Genomic DNA, 15,425 nt, shown 5'->3' with positions numbered 1-15,425 from the left:
AAAATAAAGGCCGTCTGAAAGTTTCAGACGGCCTTTTAAATGATCTATGCTGTTTTAAGCCTATTCTTGCAATACGGCAGCAATCAATTCTTCCGCACCATCATCTGCCAGTTTTTTGGCGACTGCACGACCCAAGGCATCGGCGTATTCGGCAGGGGCTTGCGCATCCGCCTGCAAAATTACCGAACCGTCAGGATGACCGACCAAGCCGCGCAAGGTCAGCAAGCCGTTTTCTTCAGTGCAATATGCGGCCAGCGGCACTTGGCAACTTCCACCCAAAGCGCGCGCCAACGCACGTTCGGCCGTAACGCAGGCGTGTGTGGTATCGTGGTTCAAAGGCTTTAAGACTTCGTACAAATCTTCGCGATGCGCTGCAATTTCAATACCCAATGCGCCTTGTCCGGCGGCAGGCAGACTGTCGGATTCCGACAAAATCATGCGGATGCGTTCGTCCAATTCCAGACGCTGCAAACCGGCGGCAGCCAAAATAATCGCGTCGTATTCGCCGTTATCGAGTTTGGACAAACGGGTTTGCACATTGCCGCGCAAAGGTTTGATAACCAAATGCGGATAGCGCACGCGCAACTGGGCTTCGCGGCGCAGGCTGGATGTGCCGACGACAGCGCCTTTGGGCATTTCTTCCAAACGCGCGTATTGGTTGGACACAAATGCGTCAAACGGATTGGCGCGTTCGCCGATGGCCGCAAGCGTAAAACCTTCAGGTAAATCCATCGGCACGTCTTTAATCGAATGCACGGCCAAGTCGGCCCGGCCGTCATACAAAGCCTGCTCCAACTCTTTGACAAACAAGCCTTTACCGCCGACTTTTGACAAAGTTCTGTCCAAAATCTGGTCGCCGCGCGTGGTCATGCCCAAAATCTCGACTTCGCAATCGGGATACAGGGCTTTCAGACGGCCTTGGATGTGTTTTGCCTGCCACATGGCAAGCAGGCTTTCGCGACTGGCGATAACGAGTTTTTTCGGGTTCATAATGGTTGCCTGAAAGATGGAAAACGGCATGAAGTCTATCATATTTTGGGCGTTTTTTCAGACGGCATGGGGGTGAATATGTTATATTTACGCCTAAAAACCAAATTTTCCGGACAACATGAAACGCGCCAAGAAATATCCTTTTTTATCCTTACAGCGGCAACGTTTTCATCTGAGCTTTGAAAACGCTTCTTCCGCCGCCAACCTTCCGTCAGAGAACGACTTCTACCGCTGGGCGTGGTCGGCCTTGAAAAACGAATACCGCCGCGCAGACATCAGCCTGATTCTTCTGGACGAAGAAGAAGCCCGCGCCTACAACCGCGACTACCGCGGCAAGGATTACGCCACCAATGTATTGAGTTTCGCGCTCAACGAAGGCGAAATCCTGCCCGACCAGTTTTCAGACGGCTTGTATGGCGATTTGGTAATTTGTCCGCAAGTGGTTTTGAAAGAGGCCGCCGAACAAGGCAAAACACCTGAGCAGCATTTTGCCCACCTGACCATACACGGTACTTTACACCTGATGGGCTACGACCACATCGAAGACAATGAAGCCGAAATAATGGAAGCCGAAGAAATCCGCCTGATGCTGGCGGCAGGCTTCCCCAACCCCTACCAAGAGGACGAATATTAAAATGGACGGTACGCAGTCGAAACCCAAGTTTTTCGAACGCCTAATCTCCCGACTTGCCGGCGAGCCTGATTCCGCCGAAGACGTATTGACCCTGCTGCGCCAAGCGCACGAGCAGGAAGTTTTTGATGCCGACACACTGACCCGGCTGGAAAAAGTATTGGACTTTGCCGAGCTGGAAGTGCGCGATGCCATGATTACGCGCAGCCGCATGAACGTATTGAAAGAAAACGACAGCATCGAGCGCATCACGGCCTACATCATCGAAACCGCCCATTCGCGTTTCCCCGTCATCGGCGAAGACAAAGACGAAGTTTTGGGCATTTTGCACGCCAAAGACCTGCTCAAATATATGTTCAACCCCGAGCAGTTCCACCTGAAATCCGTCTTGCGCCCTGCCGTTTTCGTCCCCGAAGGCAAATCACTGGCCTCCCTTTTAAAAGAATTCCGCGAACAACGCAACCACATGGCGATTGTCATTGACGAATACGGCGGTACATCCGGCCTGGTAACCTTTGAAGACATCATCGAGCAAATCGTCGGCGACATCGAAGACGAATTTGACGAAGACGACAGCGCCGACAATATCCACGCCGTTTCTTCCGAACGCTGGCGCATCCACGCTGCCACCGAAATCAAAGATATCAACACCTTCTTCGGTACGGAATACAGCAGCGAAGAAGCCGATACCATCGGTGGCCTGGTCATTCAAGAATTGGGACACCTGCCCGTACGCGGCGAAAAAGTCATCATCGGCAGCCTGCAATTTACCGTCGCACGCGCCGACAACCGCCGTCTGCACACCCTGATGGCCACACGAATTAAAGAAAACACGGATAAACCATGATTATTCTGGATCACGTCTCCAAACACTATCAAACACGCGACAACAAAGACTTTGTCGCCGTCGAGCCGACCAGCCTCGAAATCAAACAGGGTGAAATCTTTGGCTTGATGGGCTATTCCGGCGCAGGCAAATCCACCCTGCTGCGCCTGATTAACTTATTGGAACGTCCGGATACAGGTACCGTCAGCGTGTGCGGCCAAGAGCTGACCGCACTCAACGCCACGCAACTGCGCCACGCCCGACAAAACATCGGCATGGTATTCCAACAGTTCAACCTATTGAGCAACCGTACCGTTGCCGAAAACGTCGCCTTCCCTTTAGAAATTGCCAAATGGCCGTCTAAAAAAATCCAAGCGCGTGTTGAAGAATGTTTGGAAATTGTCGACTTGCAAGACCATGCCAACCATTACCCGTCCCAACTTTCCGGCGGTCAAAAACAACGTGTCGGCATTGCCCGTGCGCTGGCGCCGCAACCTCAAGTCATCCTCGCCGACGAACCCACTTCCGCCCTCGACCCCGCCACTACGCGCAGCGTTTTGAAATGTTTGGAAGACATCAACCGACGTTTCAACGTAACCATCGTCATCGTTACCCACGAAATGAGCGTTATCCGCCGCCTGTGCGACCGTGCCGCCCTCTTGGATAAAGGCCGTCTGCTGGAAATCGTTGAAGTACACGGCAACCAAATCCATGCCCAATCCGAAATCGGGCAAGAGCTGATTCGAGAGGACTAATATGGCAGATTTAACATTTGAAAGTGCTGTTGAGACCATCATCAGCATGAAGGGCGAAATTATCCAAGCCTTGGGCGAAACCTTTATTATGGTCGGCCTATCGACTACTTTCGCCGTTATCTTCGGTACGATTTTGGGCGTATTGCTGTTTGTGACGTCAAGCCATCAGTTGCACTACAACAAACAGCTGAATTTGTTTTTGGACAACCTGGTCAACCTGATGCGCGCATTCCCTTTCGTCATCCTGATGATTGCCATGATTCCTGTTACACGCGCCATCATCGGCACGACCATCGGCCCGGTTGCCGCCTCATTGGTATTGAGCGTATCCGGCCTATTCTACTTCGCCCGTCTGGTTGAGCAAAACCTGCGCGAAGTACCCAGAGGCGTAATTGAAGCGGCCTCCGCAATGGGTGCCTCACCCATGAGCATCATCTGCAAAGTGCTTTTGAATGAAGCGCGCGCAGGTATGGTTTCCAGCATTACCGTACTGGCTATTGGCCTTTTGTCGTACAGCGCGGCGGCAGGTATGATTGGCGGCGGCGGTTTGGGCGACCTTGCTATCCGTTACGGCTACTACCGCTATCAAATGGAAGTCATCATCTTCATCGTTGCCATCCTGGTTTTACTCGTTATCCTGATTCAAGGTATCGGCAACAGATTGGCGCGCAAACTGGATAAACGTTAAACAAACCAGGCCGTCTGAAATGGACTTACTATTTTTCAGACGGCCTGTTATCTATTTAGAACATATTAGGATATACCAAATAAATCTACAAAAAACACCCTCATATTCCCAAAATAGATTTACAATTCCTCTTTTTTTGACGGCGGCAGCTTAAGGCCGTCTGAAACCGTTTTATCATCCATCTGGAGCAAAATATGAAAACCAACACATTCTTCAAAACCCTTTCTGCTGCTGCGCTGGCCATCGTATTGGCTGCCTGCGGTGGTCAAAAAGACAGCGCGCCTGCTGCCTCTGCTGCTTCTTCTGCCGACAACGGCGCAGAGAAAAAAGAAATCGTCTTCGGTACAACCGTCGGCGACTTCGGCGATATGGTAAAAGACCAAATCCAACCGGCTTTGGAGAAAAAAGGCTATAAAGTCAAACTGATCGAGTTCACCGACTATGTGCGCCCCAACCTTGCTTTGGCTGAAGGCGAATTGGACATCAACATCTTCCAACACAAACCTTATCTGGATGACTTCAAAAAAGAACACAAACTGGACATCACTGAAGCCTTCCAAGTACCGACTGCACCTTTGGGCCTGTACCCTGGCAAACTGAAATCTTTGGACGAATTGAAAGACGGCGTCAGCGTTTCCGCACCTAACGACCCATCCAACTTTGCCCGTGCATTGGTTATGTTGAACGAATTGGGCTGGATTAAACTGAAAGCCGACGTTGATCCGCTGACCGCATCTAAAGCAGATATTGCCGAAAACCCTAAAAACATCCAAATCGTAGAACTTGAAGCCGCCCAACTGCCGCGCAGCCGTGCCGACGTTGACTTTGCCATCGTTAACGGCAACTACGCCATGAGCAGCGGCATGAAACTGACCGAAGCCCTGTTCCAAGAGCCGAGCTTCGCCTACGTTAACTGGTCTGCTGTCCGTACTGCCGACAAAGACAGCCAATGGCTGAAAGATGTAACCGAAGCCTACAACTCTGACGAGTTCAAAGCCTACTCACAAAAACGCTTTGCCGGTTACAAATATCCTGCTGCATGGGGTGAAAACGCAGCTGCAGGCGCTCAAGCCGAAGCTGCTTCTACTGCTTCTGCAACCAAATAAGTAACTTTTTGAAAAAGGCCGTCTGAACATTCAGACGGCCTTTTTCTATTGATTATCTCTTCCCAAAGTTCAAAACAAGTTTTTTGATTAACGCCAAATACTTACGTAATTCCCTTTTTAAAACCAAATCAATATGTTGTAAAAAAGTTCAATAAGAAATCATGTTTTTATTCAATAGAATCAATTACTAAATGAATTATTCTACTTTTTTATAATATTCACTAGTAATGTTCCGCTTATCCTGATATTATACCGCTCATCTAAAGACATCCGGTTATCCGCATTACAGACCGTTCATCTGAATTACTTCAAACCACTTTGTCGGATTTTCCCATGTATGTTGTGTTTCTCCGTATCGAAGGGGTTTGAGCGGTTGAAATACCGTTTTGCTTAGATATTAAAGCTTCGTGCTTTGAAATGAGTGAATTTTTGTTTTAAGTGTCGTAATCTCTTGCTAATTACTCCCAGCTGCAAGAGTTTCAGGGTTGCCCCCTTGGGCAGCCCTTCTTTTTTTATCCTCCATTATTTCAGTAATGGAGCCTTCCCTGCCCTATGCACATAGTCAAAATCGCAGACAAGGCCGCCCTTCCCTCATCCTCCAATCTTCTTCAATTCATTATTCGGCATTACCAGCCAAACCTGTGCCTTTTTAACTTGAGCCGCAGTACGGATGGCCGCTTCATCCATAATGGAGAATGCGGTGGAAAAAGCATCAGCAACCGCCGCACTCTCCGCCATAACGCTCATGCTTTTATAACGCGGTTGGCTTCCGCCTGTACGCGGATCAAAAAGATGGGTAAATTTGCCAGCCTCGTCCATTACCGTGCCATAGCCGCCCGATGTGGCAAAGGCTTGGTTTTTCATGGCAATGGTGGTCAGGATTTGGTCTTCTTGGTCGGGATTGCGAATGCTGACATTCCACTCGCGCTGGTTGGCATTATCAAAGCCGTAAATCTCCCCCATATCAATCAATGCCTGGGTAACGCCTTGCTGCTTCAACAATTCGGCTACTTTGTCGGTGATATAGCCCTGCGCAATGCCGTTAAGCGATAAGCCCATGCCTTTTTGGTCAAAACGGATTTCTTTGGTATCAAAATCGACTTTGTTGAAATCCACTAATTTGAGCCGTGTCTTTGATACTGCGTTCGGATGGCGGCGTTTCGGTTTTGGGGTTTCGCCTAAAATGGTCGGCATACAGATTCCACAAAGGCTGAATGCTGGGATCAAATGCACCCTGCGTCAGCTGATGGATATCTCGGCTGATACTGAGCAGCTGCAAAAAATCGGATGGCGGATTTTTCAGACGGCCTTCTCGGTTTAAGCGGCTAATCATGCTGTCATCCCGATACAGGCTGAAGATTTTTTCCAATCGTGAAACTTCCGCCAATACTTTGTTGACCAGTATTTCCGCCTGCTTGCGCTCAACGCCGAACAAACGCAACTCCGCACCCGAACCCAACGCAATACCTCTCCAAATAACTGGCTGCTCTTCTTGATTCAGGCTGGCCGGATGAGTCGGCTGATTGGTTCTGCGGCTAATGGCAAAGGGAATGCCGACACCAGCGGCAAGTGTGGCGGCGATGGCAAGGAAACGGCGGCGCGTTAAGGGGGTGGACATAAAGTATTCCTTGGATTTTTATCTTTACATTGAAAGCCGCATTCATTAAATCATCAATCGACAGCTTCCAACATAAAGGCCGTCTGAAACTGTTTCAGACGGCCTTTATTGGTTGTTTTATTTGAAAATGTATTCGTCGGGCATCTCTGCAAAACCGACTACTCTGCCGCCTTTCTCTTTGGCGAATTTTTCAGCCTGAGCCTTGTCGGCAAACGGAAGCGCGTCTTCCGCACCCATGCCGCCGATAAAGCTGCTTTCGATGACGTAATAGGCTTTTTTCGCATCTATCCATTCGGCGTCGGCATTGGGTTTTTCCCAATCTTTGACTTTGCCCATATCGGTAACATAGATAGCATGAATGCCTTTGGGCTCTTCAGGCAGTTTAGTGTAGCCGAACATCTGCTTGATGGTGGAAAACCAAACCGGTTTGTCAGGTTTGCCGTTCAAGAAGATTTGCGCTTTAGGGCCGTTGTGTTCGGTCAAGTTCATGCTGCAGTAATGACCGACTGCACTGTCGCTGATTCGTTGGGGCGTAGGCGGAGGAGTATTTTCCTCTTTGCTACAAGCAGATAAAGCAAGGATGGTGAATGCTGTAAATAATATTTTTCTCATATTTGTCTCTTTCCGAAAATCCAGGCGGCCAAGACCAAGGGAATGATAACCCATAATACCTGCGCCGTCAGCAAAACCGGCATAGTCAGGCTGATTTGATCGCTCAAACCGGCCATCCCTGCGTACATCGCGGTGTTTTCATAACCGGTCAGGTTGAGCAGACGGTAAATGTCGGAAGGATTGAACAAGAGAATGGTTTCTACAACAGGCGCGGTAATAACTTGTTCAGTATCGGCAACCAAAACACCCAAAAGCGCCATATCGAAAATCACCACAAAAAACAGCCATACGCCGATGGCGATACCGGCGGCAGTACCGCGTTCTTTGACTTTTGCGCTAATCAAATAACCCATAGACAAAAAGGCTGCACCAAGAATCACACTGGCAACAATCAGGAGGGCAAAAGGTTTCCATGCGGCAAGGTCAAAGCCGCCGTTGGCAAGCTGGAGGGTAATGCCCGCCAATCCGTAGCCTGCCGTGGTGGCAAGGGCAAGGATGATGAGATGGCCGATAAATTTGCCGGCAAGGATTTGGTTGCGCGAAATCGGATAGCTCAACAACAGCGCCATCGTGCCGCGTTCGATTTCGCCAATCAGCGCATCATAAGAGAGCAACATCGCAATCAGCGGAATCAGGAAAATCGACAGGCTGGAGAGGCTGACAACGGTAACGGTCAACGGATCGACTTTGACTGTACCGGTAGGCGAGCTGCCCAGGAAACCCAATGACAGGGCAAGCGCGGCAAGCAGGAGTGCGGCGGCGAGGACCCAACGGTTGCGCAGGCTGTCGCGGACTTCTTTGCCGGTAATAATCCAAACGGGGTTCATACGTCTTCCCTTTTTAAGAATTGTGCGTACATATCGTCAAGTGTCGGGGTATGGATATCGATATAGGCAAGGTTGCCCAAATCACCCAATTCACTCAAAAGCCCCATACGCTCTTCGGCTTTACATTGCGCTTTATACGACAGCCCGTCTGAAAGCGGCTGCCAACGCTCGCTCAACGGACGCGCTTCTTTCAAACGAACATTGACGGTCAACGGCAAACCACTTTGAACATGCAACTCATCCATGCTGCCATCGGCAACTTTCACACCGTTTTTCATGACGATAATGCGGTCGGCGTGGCCATCGAGTTCGGCAAGCGCGTGCGTGCTGAGCAATACGGTTGCACCGCGTCCATTCAGTTCGCGCACGACTTCGTAAAACATTTGGCGTGAAGCCGGGTCAAGGCCTGTGGTCGGTTCGTCAAACAATAAGACTTTAGGCTCGCCCAACAAGGCTTGTGCCAAAGCGAGACGTTGGCGCATACCTTTGGAGTAAGTGCCGACACGGCGGCGTGCCGCTTGAGAAATGCCGACGCGTTCCAACAACTCACGGTTTTTCCTCAAGGGCTGTTTTTTAAGTTTGGCATAGAAATCCATGGTTTCAATGCCGGTCAATGAAGGATGAAGCGCGACGGTTTCAGGCAGGTAGCCGATTTGGCTGCGAAGCAGTGCGCCTGCCTTACTGCCGGTACGCTCGCCCAGCAACATGACTTCGCCTTCGGTCGGCGTAATCAGGCCGAGTATCAGCTTCATGATGGTGGATTTGCCTGCACCGTTATGCCCTGCCATGCCGACGCTTTCGCCTGCTTTGAGGACTAAATCGACTTGGTTGACGGCTTTTTGACTACCGAATTGTTTGGTCACGTTTCTTAATTCGACGTGGTTGGTCATGAATAATTCCTTTGTGCCGTTTCAGACGGCCTCATGAAAAAGGCCGTCTGAAAACATGTTTAATTCAAAGATCCGTTTTCGGCATCGCTCCAATCGGATTGGCGCGTACTGGCTTCGTGCAACAGCTCATCCTTCATGGCTTCGTATTTGGTGCTTGTTTTGTTGCTGATCGGTTTCATCAATGGCTTACTGTCGATGACGCCGCCCGGCAAAATAGCGGGGAACTGAGATTGCGCCCATTTGACAATGCTGACGGCAGGACTGTTCATCAGCAGACGGGACACGGGGGCGCGCCAAATGATTTGGTCGATAATGCCGTTCGGTCGATAGGCGTTGTCGCCAAAACCATCGCCATCAAGATCGAATGTACTGTTGTCGCTCCAATAATTGCCTCGGCCGCCCTCTCCCCAATCAAGGAAACGGGTGCTGACGTATTTAACTTGGCTTTCGTTGTTGATAAACGAATTATTGGACAGACTTGTGCCTTCAATAGCCGCGGTAAAGTGAATGCCGATTTGACAGTTTTCAAAATGGTTGTCAAAAATTTTATTGAAGTTGGCGTTATAGGCGAATACGCATTTACCGGCTTTGTTGATAATGTTATCGTTAATATCGGAATGGTTGACGTAATTGAGCATAATGCCTTGGTCACGGCTGCCTACGGCGATATTGCCATACACTTTGAGACGCTCTGAGAACATCAACACATAGCCCATATTGTTGCCGACAGAGATGTTGTTGCTGACCTCGCTGTCGTTGGTGTACATATAATGCACTGCAAAACGCAAATCGCTGAAACGATTGCCTTTATAGGTATTGTTTGTACTGGTATTAGAAAAAATACCGTCACGGCCTTTGGAAATATCGTTGTCGACTACTTGCGCGCCCGGCGCATTCCAAACCGTTACGCCATTACCGCGCTCATTCACACGCAATGTGGCTTCCCCGACAATCTTATTTTCGCGCACCATCGATTCTGCCGCGCCATGGATGTATACGCCGACTGAGTTGTCCAAGACATTATTGTGTTCAACCAATGCTCGCGGAGCCGTTTCCTCAAGATAAATCCCTGCATCCATGGCCGGCAGGCTCAAGCCTGAATTGGAAACGGTCAGATTGCGCAGAGTTACGTCAGGCGCATGAACGGCAATGGTACGCCCGCTCCTGTCGCCGACAATCTTGGCGGAGCGATCGGCCGGACCTTCAATGGTAATCGGTTTGTCGATATAGAGTTTGGTCTTGTATGTACCGGAGGCAAGCTTGAGCGTATCGCCGGCTTGGGCGCGCGCTAAAGCATCATTGAGATTGTCTTGTGCGGATACGTTGATGACTGAGGCAAAGGCCGTCTGAACCATACTGCCCAATAGCAATACGAATGCGGCACGTTGCCATTTGGAACGATGGGATGGTGTATGCGTCATAATTATATCTCAATTTCAGACGGCCTGTTTTCTACATGGTAAACATATGCAGAAACAGGTATTTTGATGTTATAGCAAAGCTGTCTGATGATGGCTTATATCTCATTGCAATATCTGCAGACAAACAGCTTTGCTATAAAGGCCGTCTGAAAGAATGTCTTTTCAGACGGCCTGAAGGATTAAATCATCAAACCAAAATTATTTTGGTTTAACAATCATTTGACCTGACATTTCCATGTGCAATGCGTGGCAGAACCATTGGCAGTAATACCAGTGTACGCCTGGACGGACTGCTTTGAAGGTTACAGAAGATGTCGCTTGCGGGCCGATCTCCATAGCGATACCGTAGCCTTCCAAAGTGAAACCGTGAGTCAAGTCCTCAATGGTCTCAACGTTGGTTACGTATACGGTCACTTCGTCGCCTTGGTTCACTTCAAATTGAGGGATACTGAATGCAGGCGCAACGGCAGTCATGTACACGCGTACTTTGTTGCCTTCACGTACGACTTTAGCGGCTTTTTCCAGCTCAACACCGTCTTTTTGCGCTTGTTCCAAAGCATCTTTCCAGAACCATGGGTCTTTGCGGTCCCAAGTTTTGCTTGGGTTCACTTTGGAAGCGGAAACCAGACAGAAGTCATGTGGTTCTGCAAAAGTCGGGTTGTCGTGAACCAGACGCATTTCGTCGCCGGAGATGTCGATTAATTGGTCACACTCAGGTTTCAGAGGGCCTGCGTTCAGGAAGCGGTCTTTGGAGAATTTGTTCAAAGACACCAACCATTTACCGTCGGCTTCTTTAGTTTCACCCATGGTAGTGTGGTTGTGACCAGGTTGATAGTGAACGTCCAATTTTTGTTTAATCGGATCGATTTTCTCGCCTTTGTAGGCTTTAATCGCATCGTCGATGTTCCATTTCACCATTTGGCTGTCGATAAACAATGTAGTATAGGCATTGCCGCGACCGTCAAATGCAGTGTGTAATGGGCCAAGACCCAGTTGAGGTTCAGCTACGACAACATCGCGCTCTTTAATTTTGCCTGCAAACAAATCGTCCAGTTTGCTGACATCCAATACGGTAACGGTTGGAGACAGTTTACCGTTGAGCATGATGTATTTGCCGTCAGGGCTTGCGTTACAGCCGTGAGGAGAGTTAGGTACAGGGATGTAGCGGGTGTATGGAGAGTTGGCTTCTGCACGGCCGTCCAACATTTTCACGCCGTTAACTTCTTTGAAGTCGCCTTTTTTGATGCCTTCTTCGATAGCGGCCAGGTTAAATACTACACACCAGTCTTGCTCGTTAGAAGAAGCACCTTGTACAGTCAGAGCGCGTTCAGAGTTATAGCAGGTAGAGAAAGAGTATTTACCTTGGTAGTCGGCATCGCCGTTGTCCAAGTTACCGTCTACCAAAACTTGCCATGCGATTTCCATGGTTTCGCCGTCAATTGCGGTATAAACGGCATTCCAAGTTTTCGCATCATCCCATTTACCTACGCCGTCAACTGGAACAATGTGTTCGCCGTTGGCAAAAACGTAACCGGTTTTCGGATAACGTTGCGGACGCAGACCGTGGATACCTGAAGCATTAGGAATATCGATGATTTTATCGGTTTTCATTACATCCAAGCGGACGCGGCAAACACGGGTGTTTGCTTTATCGTTGGCGTAAGCATAACGGCCATCGTAAGTTTGGTCGGTGAAAGACAAGTGCGGGTGGTGCAAGTCGCCGTTAGGGTAGCAACGCAGACCGCTGTCTTGCAGGAATTTACGGGTTTCCGGCGTAATGTTTCCGTTTAAAACGCTCAGACTCTCGTTGGTACGACCCCAACCAGTAGCGCTGTCCATATTGAATACTGGGATACGCATCAGTTCGCGCATAGATGGCAAACCGATCAAGCGCATTTCGCCTGATTGACCGCCTGACAGGAAACCGTAGTATTGGTCAAGTTCGCCTGGACCGACTTCGGAAGTTTGTTTGCCCGGTTCGGCAGAATGAGCAGCGGCTTTTTCGGCAGGAGCTGCGCCAGAAACAGCAGCTTTGTCACCCTCACCGTTAGAGCAACCGGCCAAGCCCAACAAACCGGCACCGGCAATACCTGCGCCGGAAGCAGCGGCAGTACCTAAGAATGAACGACGGCTTAAGCCGTTTTGTTCTAATTTTTCGTCTGACATACGACACTCCTTGGATAAAATCCGGCGGCCGATTTTTTTCAGACGGCCTACCGATGAAAAAATTTCTAAGTTGGGCTGCCGATACAGCCCTCTTTTTTATAAATAACTACTTATCAACACTAATTGCCGATTCTTTTTTAACAAACTGAACAACTTGTTCTTGAGCATTTTTCGTTGCTGCCGCATCGTGCTGCTCAGATTTTGCTGCCGCTTGTTTTTGTTTTTTCTTATTCGTTGCCACTACTTGAGGACAACGCGTATCGTGGTGATACATTACCTGGCAATGCAGGCATTGGATACATTCGTTCGGATGGATATCGCCTTCTGGTGCAATGGCCTGTACCGGACATTCATGCGTACAAATCTGACAAGGATTGCCACACATTTTATAGCGGCGCAGCCAGTCAAACACACGGAATCGACCCGGCAATGCGATACCCGCACCCAAAGGACACAGATAACGACAGAAGAAACGTTCGATAAACAATCCGGCAATCAGCAAAGCTGCAGCAAACAATACAAACCACCATTCGCGCATAAACTTCAGAATAATTGCGGTTTTGAAAGGTTCAACTTCTGCAAATTTTTCAGCAGTACCCAAATCATACAGGGAAATAGCCAGCAAACCGAAGAAGATGACGTATTTAATGGCTGTCAGGCGCGTATGCAACAGATGTGGCACAGTAATTTGTTTTACGCCCAGTTTTTTAGCAATGCGATTGGTCAATTCTTGCAACGAACCGAAAGGACACAGCCAGCCGCAGAACGTACCCCTGTTCCACAACAGCATGGTTGCCGCTGTAAAGAGCCACAGGATGAACACCAGCGGATCCATCAGGAAGAATTCCCAGTGGAATTCAGTCAAAACTGCGGAGAATAAGGTCAGCGTATTGACAACCGATAATTGAGCTTGCGCATACCAACCAATATAAACTAAGGTAAATGTCAGGAAGCAGAGGCGGAAACGGTCATACCATTTTTCGTAACGTACAATCCAGTCTTGGAACAGGAATACCAACAGAAGAATTGTCAAAGCAATACCGACAACAATAATTTGACCTTGCTTGGCTTTCCAAACCTGTTTCCAAAGTTGGTTGGAAACACCATCATCACCGGCAGTCGCATCTTCGGCAATACCCGTACTTTCAGGAACTGAAGCTGCAGCCGCAACTTGCTCAACCGGCGCGCTGATTTCAACAGGTGGCGCTTTTGGATCATCGACATAGTAGCCTTTTGGCAATTCGTAATCCAAATCTGCATTCACAAAAGCTTTATCGTTAACGCTCAACACACGTTGAATCATCAGTTGTAAACGCCATGGCTCGGCAGCATCAAATTCCACACCTTCCGGGATGGTAAACCAAGAGACCTCTTTAAATGCAGGTGCACCTTCCGCTGCCAAAGCAACTACACGCTCATGTTGTGCATCGGTAAAACGGAAGCTGGTATCGCCCTGAATCATTTCGATACGGTCGAAGATACCGCCACGCACATAGCCTGAGCCTTTCCAAGAGTATCGGCCTTCACCGGCAACCATAATAGCCTGTTGACCTGGTTGCAAACGTTTTTGCAGATTATTCCAACCGGCTTCACCTAAAAGACTTTTACCGATAGAAGGTTGGCTGACCAAAGCAACATATAAATCAACGAATGTATCGTTACCATCGCCCTGCTCTGCATGGTCTGTAACACCTGCTTTACCACCTTTTTCAAACAATTTGTTGATATCGTCAACAGAAATATGCAGATGACCAACAGCTTTTTGTTCTAACAGTGCATTCCAAGACTGAATATCTTGTTTATCAGAATTCACAGCACGACGGGGACGGGTTTGAACCGCAGGCTCATTTGCAGCTTGTTCACCAGAAGCGGCAGCAGCACCGGCTTGAGTCGCTTTATCCGTACCCAAATGATATTGATGAATAACCGATTTGACAGAACGCTGAATACTGTCGTTAATCACCATTAACGTTACAGTCGCACCACTGATGATATCACCAGGAGCCACGCCAGGCTGCGGAGGATTTTTAATAAAATTTAAGCCAATATATTTATCAATGAATTTATCAACACGGGATTGCGGAATACCAATCAGCATAATTGGTTCATGATGTTCAACCAATTTTGCTCCGGCAATAGTGCCATCATTGGCCAATGCAACCATCGTATCAATCGGCTTACTCGAATAACCGCGCGTATTAACCACATCAGTCGTGATATAAACCAAGCCAAGTTGCTCTTCGCCTTTATATACACGAGCAACCAAAGGCTTACCTTCAGGTTTGCCGTAGCGATCAGCACCAGGAAAAATTTCAGAAGGCTGAATTTTTGCCAAGAAATCAGGCAAGCGCTCTGCGTAAGCAGGTAGGCTTACTATCATCATAGAAAATACAGCAAACAGCACAAGGATTCGTTTCCAAATGCCACTTAAGCACTTCATTTCAAGACAGGACATGGCTATTCCCGATATATCGATACTCTAAACACTTATATTATATGAATCATCTATCGGCAATAATTTGATTAAAATCAAATTTACAAATCTTAAAATCAAATTCCACATGCTAATAATACTTTAGAACTATAAAAATAAATCTTTTATTAGTAGACATGAAATATAGGAAAATCAACTTAATCAATGACCATCTTTATATTGTTAACTTATTTATAATAATACTCAAAACAATTTCTAATATTTTATTTAGCATATATTTAATAGAATATAATCTGACTTAGATTTTCATAAGCCGTCTGAAAATATCGAAAATACTTTAACCTACCCTTGCAATAATAAAATACAGTCCCTGCAAAAACAAAAAGAGCCTGTATAAAACAGGCTCTTTTTCAGGCTAATCTTAAGTCAGATTAGAATTTGTGACGCAGGCCAACAGTACC

Annotated in this window: 12 protein-coding genes and 1 pseudogene; 5 read left to right on the top strand and 8 right to left on the bottom strand. The window is 48.1% G+C overall.

Features of this window, described 5'->3' with window-relative positions; all coding sequences use genetic code 11:
• Positions 1–60 precede the first annotated feature (60 nt).
• On the bottom strand, positions 61–990 hold the full coding sequence (gene hemC / locus HMPREF3139_RS00145) for a hydroxymethylbilane synthase (protein ID WP_107848928.1): 930 nt from the start codon (positions 988–990) through the stop codon (positions 61–63).
• Between the two features lie 118 nt (positions 991–1,108).
• On the opposite strand from hemC, the gene ybeY reads away from it, so the two are divergent.
• The 5 genes from ybeY (at position 1,109) to HMPREF3139_RS00120 (ending at position 4,996) form a co-directional block, all read left to right on the top strand.
• Positions 1,109–1,624, top strand: coding sequence for an rRNA maturation RNase YbeY (ybeY, locus tag HMPREF3139_RS00140; protein ID WP_049344870.1), 516 nt, complete (start codon positions 1,109–1,111; stop codon positions 1,622–1,624).
• A gap of 1 nt (position 1,625) precedes the next feature.
• Positions 1,626–2,468: an HlyC/CorC family transporter gene (locus HMPREF3139_RS00135; RefSeq protein ID WP_049344871.1), complete on the top strand. Its 843-nt coding sequence runs from the start codon at positions 1,626–1,628 to the stop codon at positions 2,466–2,468.
• A complete protein-coding gene (locus HMPREF3139_RS00130) occupies positions 2,465–3,202 on the top strand; it encodes a methionine ABC transporter ATP-binding protein (protein ID WP_070459288.1) in 738 nt (245 codons plus the stop codon). Before HMPREF3139_RS00135 ends, HMPREF3139_RS00130 begins: the two co-directional genes overlap by 4 nt.
• Before the next feature lies 1 nt (position 3,203).
• A complete protein-coding gene (locus tag HMPREF3139_RS00125; protein ID WP_049344872.1) occupies positions 3,204–3,890 on the top strand; it encodes a methionine ABC transporter permease in 687 nt (228 codons plus the stop codon).
• Between the two features lie 194 nt (positions 3,891–4,084).
• Positions 4,085–4,996, top strand: a complete 912-nt coding sequence (locus tag HMPREF3139_RS00120) for a MetQ/NlpA family ABC transporter substrate-binding protein (protein ID WP_070459274.1) — start codon at positions 4,085–4,087, stop codon at positions 4,994–4,996.
• Positions 4,997–5,587: 591 nt separating this feature from the next.
• Here the strand turns inward: HMPREF3139_RS00120 and HMPREF3139_RS00115 are convergent.
• The 7 genes and pseudogenes from HMPREF3139_RS00115 to HMPREF3139_RS00085 all read right to left on the bottom strand — a co-directional run bounded on the left by HMPREF3139_RS00115 (position 5,588) and on the right by HMPREF3139_RS00085 (position 14,985).
• Positions 5,588–6,614 (bottom strand): annotated as a pseudogene (locus HMPREF3139_RS00115) (FAD:protein FMN transferase).
• Between the two features lie 117 nt (positions 6,615–6,731).
• Positions 6,732–7,226, bottom strand: a complete 495-nt coding sequence (locus HMPREF3139_RS00110) for a nitrous oxide reductase accessory protein NosL (protein ID WP_070459272.1) — start codon at positions 7,224–7,226, stop codon at positions 6,732–6,734.
• Positions 7,223–8,053 carry an ABC transporter permease gene (locus HMPREF3139_RS00105; RefSeq protein ID WP_070459269.1) on the bottom strand — a complete coding sequence of 277 codons (831 nt, stop codon included), beginning with the start codon at positions 8,051–8,053 and terminating at the stop codon, positions 7,223–7,225. Before HMPREF3139_RS00105 ends, HMPREF3139_RS00110 begins: the two co-directional genes overlap by 4 nt.
• Complete coding sequence (locus tag HMPREF3139_RS00100) at positions 8,050–8,943, bottom strand: ABC transporter ATP-binding protein (RefSeq protein ID WP_070459265.1); 894 nt, start codon at positions 8,941–8,943, stop codon at positions 8,050–8,052. Before HMPREF3139_RS00100 ends, HMPREF3139_RS00105 begins: the two co-directional genes overlap by 4 nt.
• Before the next feature lie 59 nt (positions 8,944–9,002).
• Positions 9,003–10,364: a nitrous oxide reductase family maturation protein NosD gene (locus HMPREF3139_RS00095; RefSeq protein WP_070459262.1), complete on the bottom strand. Its 1,362-nt coding sequence runs from the start codon at positions 10,362–10,364 to the stop codon at positions 9,003–9,005.
• Positions 10,365–10,562: 198 nt separating this feature from the next.
• The gene (nosZ, locus tag HMPREF3139_RS00090) at positions 10,563–12,530 is read right to left on the bottom strand and encodes a TAT-dependent nitrous-oxide reductase (protein WP_070459260.1); all 1,968 of its coding nucleotides are present in this window, start codon (positions 12,528–12,530) and stop codon (positions 10,563–10,565) included.
• Between the two features lie 106 nt (positions 12,531–12,636).
• Positions 12,637–14,985, bottom strand: coding sequence for a NosR/NirI family protein (locus HMPREF3139_RS00085; protein ID WP_168160490.1), 2,349 nt, complete (start codon positions 14,983–14,985; stop codon positions 12,637–12,639).
• Positions 14,986–15,425 lie beyond the last annotated feature (440 nt).

This window comes from Neisseria sp. HMSC15G01 (assembly GCF_001808255.1).
GTDB lineage: Bacteria > Pseudomonadota > Gammaproteobacteria > Burkholderiales > Neisseriaceae > Neisseria > Neisseria subflava_A.
Note: the sequence above shows the minus strand (reverse complement) of the source record. Positions and strands in the feature narration are given on the sequence as shown.

Excerpts from the sequence above, each read along its gene's own strand:
- hemC (WP_107848928.1), bottom strand. The coding sequence starts at position 990 with ATGAACCCGAAAAAACTCGTTATCGCCAGTCGCGAAAGCCTGCTTGCC.
- ybeY (WP_049344870.1), top strand. The coding sequence starts at position 1,109 with ATGAAACGCGCCAAGAAATATCCTTTTTTATCCTTACAGCGGCAACGT.
- HMPREF3139_RS00135 (WP_049344871.1), top strand. The coding sequence starts at position 1,626 with ATGGACGGTACGCAGTCGAAACCCAAGTTTTTCGAACGCCTAATCTCC.
- HMPREF3139_RS00130 (WP_070459288.1), top strand. The coding sequence starts at position 2,465 with ATGATTATTCTGGATCACGTCTCCAAACACTATCAAACACGCGACAAC.
- HMPREF3139_RS00125 (WP_049344872.1), top strand. The coding sequence starts at position 3,204 with ATGGCAGATTTAACATTTGAAAGTGCTGTTGAGACCATCATCAGCATG.
- HMPREF3139_RS00120 (WP_070459274.1), top strand. The coding sequence starts at position 4,085 with ATGAAAACCAACACATTCTTCAAAACCCTTTCTGCTGCTGCGCTGGCC.
- HMPREF3139_RS00110 (WP_070459272.1), bottom strand. The coding sequence starts at position 7,226 with ATGAGAAAAATATTATTTACAGCATTCACCATCCTTGCTTTATCTGCT.
- HMPREF3139_RS00105 (WP_070459269.1), bottom strand. The coding sequence starts at position 8,053 with ATGAACCCCGTTTGGATTATTACCGGCAAAGAAGTCCGCGACAGCCTG.
- HMPREF3139_RS00100 (WP_070459265.1), bottom strand. The coding sequence starts at position 8,943 with ATGACCAACCACGTCGAATTAAGAAACGTGACCAAACAATTCGGTAGT.
- HMPREF3139_RS00095 (WP_070459262.1), bottom strand. The coding sequence starts at position 10,364 with ATGACGCATACACCATCCCATCGTTCCAAATGGCAACGTGCCGCATTC.
- nosZ (WP_070459260.1), bottom strand. The coding sequence starts at position 12,530 with ATGTCAGACGAAAAATTAGAACAAAACGGCTTAAGCCGTCGTTCATTC.
- HMPREF3139_RS00085 (WP_168160490.1), bottom strand. The coding sequence starts at position 14,985 with ATGTCCTGTCTTGAAATGAAGTGCTTAAGTGGCATTTGGAAACGAATC.